Consider the following 513-nt stretch of genomic DNA (forward strand, 5'->3'; position numbering starts at 1 on the left):
AATATAGATTGTGCAGCTGCCTTAGTTAACTGAGTATCTTTATCTAATAAAAGCTCGTATTTGGCCCCATTTTTATCAGTGGCTACAATAGAGTAATGTACCACTTTAGAAAATTTTTCAATGACTTTATCACGATTAACAATCATTGCAAGCGTAGGTGTTTGTACACGACCAAGAGATAATACTTTACTGCTTTTACTTAACTTAGTTACCAGCATTGTACTATTCATACCGACCAATAAATCTGACTCTTCTCTTAGCTTTCCAGCTACTGCTAAACCCTCATAAAGAGAACCATCTTTTGCATTATTAAATGCTTTAGTTAATCCTTCCTTGGTCATATCTTGAATCCAAAGACGCTTTAAAGGCTTATTTACCCCACTTAACTTATAAATCTTACGGAAGATGTGTTCCCCTTCCCTTGCAGCGTCTGTAGCAATATAAATGAGATCAGATTGTTTCATCAGACTTGTGACAGTCTTAAATTGTTTTTTTACTCCTGGATTTTCTATA

At 34.7% G+C, this 513-nt stretch carries 1 protein-coding gene; it reads right to left on the bottom strand.

Annotated features, from left to right (window positions below):
- Positions 1–513 (bottom strand): DNA topoisomerase (locus tag QD409_RS35785; RefSeq protein ID WP_430765091.1); only part of this gene is annotated, 513 nt, incomplete at both ends.

The sequence above is a fragment of the Rhizobium sp. BR 315 genome (assembly GCF_050577975.1).
In the GTDB taxonomy this organism is placed as follows: domain Bacteria; phylum Pseudomonadota; class Alphaproteobacteria; order Rhizobiales; family Rhizobiaceae; genus Rhizobium; species Rhizobium miluonense.